The organism is Prevotella sp. oral taxon 306 str. F0472, assembly GCF_000257925.1.
Lineage (GTDB): Bacteria > Bacteroidota > Bacteroidia > Bacteroidales > Bacteroidaceae > Prevotella > Prevotella vespertina.
This window is the reverse complement of record NZ_AJIN01000074.1, coordinates 1-4,427: the sequence shown is the minus strand read 5'-3', so window position 1 is coordinate 4,427 and position 4,427 is coordinate 1. Positions and strand designations below refer to the sequence as shown.

The following is a 4,427-nucleotide window of genomic DNA, read 5'->3' as shown; positions in this document are numbered from 1 at the left end:
CGTGCGGTAAGACGCAAAACAATAAGGAATTACAAACAAAATAACAATAAAACTATGGGATATTTTATCATTACGGATTCAAATTGGGCAAAGTTGAGGAACGAGATACTCAGTCTTGCCGAGACCTGTCACAAGGCATTCGGGGAACAGAGCAAGCATACCGATTGGCTTCACAATGGTGATGTGTGCAAGTTGCTTAATATCAGCAAGCGTACTTTGCAGCATTATCGGGATACAGGCGTGCTGCCATTCTCCCAAATCGGGCACAAGTGCTATTACAAGCGTGAGGATGTGGAGCAATTGCTCCAAACCAAAACAGAGAAATCAAAAACGGATAAAACTAATATCAACAAATAAATAGAAAGATTATGGAACAGGTAAGAGACTTGAACATGGAGGCTGACGATATGCAGGTGGTGCTGTACGCTATCAGCGGAGTAAGCAAGAGAATTAAGGAAGTGGCACAGACACACAAACCGCTCTTTGGCGGTGAGTACTTCCTCACAGGCAAGGAAGTGTGCGAGCAACTGTATATCAGCCCCCGCACCCTGCAAGACTATCGGGACAGGAGGATTATTCCCTACACACAGTTTGCAGGAAAGACACTCTATAAAGCATCGGATTTGGAAAAGATATTAATGATGAATTATAAGAATAACAACTTGCGTTAAAAAGATACTGTACCTTTTTAGCAGAGTATCTAAATCATGAATTATCATATGCGAATAAGAATTATTACTTTAAAAAGATTGATGACTGGATTTTTTGAGTATCTTTGTACTAATAATAAAATTCACATTATGAACGAAACTATTATATTAAAAAAGTTTGCTGACATTGACTTAAATGATTCTTTCTTCACAAGTCTCAAGGAGGACTATCCTGAATTTGAGGCTTGGTTTAATAAGAAATCAAAAGATAGGAGTAAAGCCTATGTTCAGTATTTGAACAATAATTTACAGGCTTTCCTGTATTTAAAGGATGAAAGTGGAAAAGAATTGAAAGATGTTATTCCAAATCGTCCTGCATGCAACCGTCTAAAAGTCGGAACTTTCAAGATAGATGCTCATAACACAAAACTTGGAGAACGATTCGTCAAGAAGATAATGGATGCTGCACTCTATATGAAAGCAGATGAGATTTATGTAACTATATTCGCCAAACATCATGGACTTATAAAAATCCTGCAGAGATATGGTTTCAATGAGGAGGGTAAAAAAGGTGAGGAACTTGTCTTGGTGAAGAACATGAAATCATTGATTGGTGACCAAACAAGGGACTATCCCCTTTTAACTATCAAGGGGAAACGCAAGTTCTTATTGTCAATATATCCAAAGTACCACACACAACTCTTTCCGGATTCTATTCTCCAGAATGAAGAAAATCACAAGTATGAATTGATAAAGGATGTATCTCATACGAACAGTATTCACAAGATTTATCTTTGTTTCATGCCTGACACTGCGATATTGCAACCTGGTGATTTAGTAGCAATTTACAGAACTAAGGATGACAAAGGACCAGCTCGTTATCGCAGTGTAATCACATCTATATGCCAAATAGAGGAAGTTAGGAAGAACAAAGATTTTGCAACTGTGGAAGATTTCGTAGCGTACGCCAATTATTACAGCATTTTTGACACACAGGAACTGGCACAATGGTATAAAAATAAAGACTGCATTGTGTTGAAAATGACATATAATATTGCACTGACAAAACGAGTAACAAATGGATATCTGACTGACGAATTAAAAATCACCCCTAAATATTGGGGATTCTTCCAATTGTCCGATGAGCAGTTTGATAAAATATTAGAGAAAGGAGAAGTAGATGAAAGTGTTATTGTCGATTAAACCAGAGTTTGCCGAAAAAATATTCAACGGAACAAAAAAATACGAATTTAGGAAAAGTATTTTCAAAAATAAAGATGTTGATAAAGTTATTGTTTATGCCTCTTCACCTTTGCAATATGTGATTGGTGAATTTGAGATAGACTCTATCCTTAATGATAACATAGACAGGATATGGGAACAAACGCATGAAACTTCGGGAATCAGTGAAGATTTCTATCGTGAATATTTTGCAAACAGACCTGTTGCCTATGCCATTAAGATAGGTCAGGTTAAAAGATATAAAAGAAAAAAACGATTGAGCGATTATAATATAAATTTTGCCCCTCAATCTTTTATCTACATTTAATCAGGTTTTTAAATGCGTTATAGTGGCAAGTATCCTCTTGATAAAAGAGGGTACTCACCATTATATATTGTTGTAAACTACCAGACAGAAGATAACATCTTAGCACAAAAGTAGATTATCCCTCTTCCGATTTTACTTAGCCGAAAGTTATTAGTTACCGTGAGTTGGTATGGTTATTTGATTAAATTGTATATTCTCGTCCCACATTGGTAATTCTGTAACTTTCAGATCTGGCAAAAGAAAATCCTCTTTATTAGGGAACTTCCCTAAGATTGTTTCATCACTGATAGATAATCTTGAACGTATCTTTTTGAAGAATTTCACCTCAGAATACTCTATCCGGTTATCTGCCTCAATAGCATTGAATGCAAGTGATACCAGCAACAGTTGCTCCTTCTCGTTCAGATCTTCCGTAGCAATTTCATTAAGGTAGTTTTGTAGAAACATACTGCCTCGCTTATTAATTTCATTAATCCACGCATTAATATACCTTTCAGTATCCATATCGTTGAAAAGTTTATCTTTGGTACCAAGTTCTCTTATCAAGTGGATTTCTTCTTCGGCAATGTCTCCATCGCATGCTATACAACAGAACACTGTTTTTAAATATAATTCTTTCTTTGTCATAATCATTTATACATTAAAACCTATTCGAGGTCTGTTTTTTGTCTTGCTTTGTGTTTCGCCATTCATCATTGCACGAATGCATTCATATTTATTTAACTCATTAGCACTGAGCGATGGCTGAATATTTGTTATTACAGATGTCAAGATTTCCATAGTTATCTTGCAATGCTGTCGAAGCGCACATCTAGAAGCATCATTGACTATCAATTGAATATCAGCAGACACATAATTCTTAGTCATGTCTGCTAAAAGTTGATAATCCAAACCAAAGTCGTATGGGCGCTTTTCAAGATACAATCTGAATAACGCCACCCTTGCTTCTGTATCTGGTACACCTATGTAAAACTTTTTATCTAATCTACCTGCACGTAGTATTGCAGGGTCTATCATATTTGGGTAATTAGTTGCACCAATGATAAAAACTCCTTTTTCACCTGTCTTATCCATTTGAGCGAGCATTTCATTGACAGCACTTTTTGACATCTCGTGTACATCGCTACTATCACGATTAGGCACGAGTTCATTCATCTCATCAATGAAAATCACCGTTGGTGCATTATCTTCTGCTTCCTTGAACATTCTTGCTATGTTCTCTTGTGTTGCATTAACATAACGGCTTTTCAATGTAGCGGGAGTGATGCACATAAAGTTAAAACCTAGTTCCTCTGCAAAATGTTTGGCAAAAAATGTCTTTCCACAACCCGGAGGTCCATAGAGTAACATTCCATTGGGAATAGTAACGCCATAACGTTGATATTCCTCTGGATGATGAAGTGGTTCTATCACTTCTTCATACATTTGCTGTTTCAGTTCTTCCATACCTGCTACAGCAGAGAACCCTTCACCTATTTTCTTTGTTGGTGTTAGAATTGCAGCCTCGTTCGGTTGCAATCCTGATAGGATTTCCCGCTTGGTAGACTGATGTTCCACCCTGACTTCACCGTCAATAGCCTTAATAAATTCTTGGGCTGTTTGGAATCTATTCTCTGCGTCATAACTTAGTGATTTGGCTATGACATTCAGCAGTTGATCATCAAACTCATATATGTTATCTTTTGACAGTTTAAGCTTTTTGTTTCGTTCTGCCAAGATGTAGTCCACCACATCTTGATTATCTTTTTTAGAAATCCTTAATTCCGCAACACTATTATAAATTAAACTTTTTAAGTACCTGAGCAACAAAAAGTTGCTCAGGATTTTGCCATGTCAGAATTTTCACTTATCTTAGTGTTGCAAAAAAAAACAAGAGAATCCAACGATAGACATGGCGAAGATACAAATTAAATCTGAGAGACTCACTCCTTTTGGGGGATTATTTTCAATCATGGAGCAATTTGACTCCACATTATCATCTGTCATCGACTCAACCCTCGGTCTAAGGTGTAGATCGTTCGGTTATCAGTACAGCGAAATCATCCGTTCTCTCATGAGTATCTACTTCTGTGGCGGTTCATGTATTGAGGATGTCACTACTCATTTGATGAACCACCTCTCACTTCATCCGACACTTCGCACTTGTAGCTCTGATACTATCCTCAGGGCGATAAAGGAGTTGACGCAAGAAAACATTTCATACACATCAGATATGGGCAAGACCTACG

Annotated in this window: 6 protein-coding genes and 1 pseudogene; 5 read left to right on the top strand and 2 right to left on the bottom strand. The window is 37.0% G+C overall.

Annotated features, from left to right (window positions below):
* Nucleotides 1-54: 54 nt before the first annotated feature.
* From HMPREF9969_RS12265 to HMPREF9969_RS12250, 4 genes are all read left to right on the top strand, one after another.
* Entirely contained in the window at nt 55-357 is a 303-nt protein-coding gene (locus HMPREF9969_RS12265; protein ID WP_009436154.1) for a helix-turn-helix domain-containing protein, read from the top strand.
* Between the two features lie 11 nt (nt 358-368).
* A complete protein-coding gene (locus HMPREF9969_RS12260) occupies nt 369-671 on the top strand; it encodes a helix-turn-helix domain-containing protein (protein WP_009436155.1) in 303 nt (100 codons plus the stop codon).
* A 129-nt stretch (nt 672-800) separates the two neighbouring features.
* On the top strand, nt 801-1,853 hold the full coding sequence (locus HMPREF9969_RS12255; protein ID WP_036895858.1) for a hypothetical protein: 1,053 nt from the start codon (nt 801-803) through the stop codon (nt 1,851-1,853).
* Nucleotides 1,831-2,199, top strand: coding sequence for an ASCH domain-containing protein (locus HMPREF9969_RS12250; RefSeq protein WP_009436156.1), 369 nt, complete (start codon nt 1,831-1,833; stop codon nt 2,197-2,199). The genes HMPREF9969_RS12255 and HMPREF9969_RS12250 overlap by 23 nt, the downstream gene beginning before the upstream one ends.
* A 150-nt stretch (nt 2,200-2,349) precedes the next feature.
* Here the strand turns inward: HMPREF9969_RS12250 and HMPREF9969_RS12245 are convergent, their stop codons facing one another.
* Both HMPREF9969_RS12245 and HMPREF9969_RS12315 read right to left on the bottom strand, forming a co-directional pair.
* Nucleotides 2,350-2,826 carry a TerB family tellurite resistance protein gene (locus HMPREF9969_RS12245; RefSeq protein ID WP_036895855.1) on the bottom strand — a complete coding sequence of 159 codons (477 nt, stop codon included), beginning with the start codon at nt 2,824-2,826 and terminating at the stop codon, nt 2,350-2,352.
* A gap of 6 nt (nt 2,827-2,832) precedes the next feature.
* Nucleotides 2,833-3,930 (bottom strand): ATP-binding protein, encoded by a 1,098-nt coding sequence (locus HMPREF9969_RS12315; protein WP_009436158.1) that lies wholly within the window; start codon nt 3,928-3,930, stop codon nt 2,833-2,835.
* Nucleotides 3,931-4,090: 160 nt separating this feature from the next.
* Here HMPREF9969_RS12315 and HMPREF9969_RS12720 point away from each other — a divergent pair.
* Nucleotides 4,091-4,427 (top strand): annotated as a pseudogene (locus HMPREF9969_RS12720) (IS1380 family transposase); the annotation flags it as partial.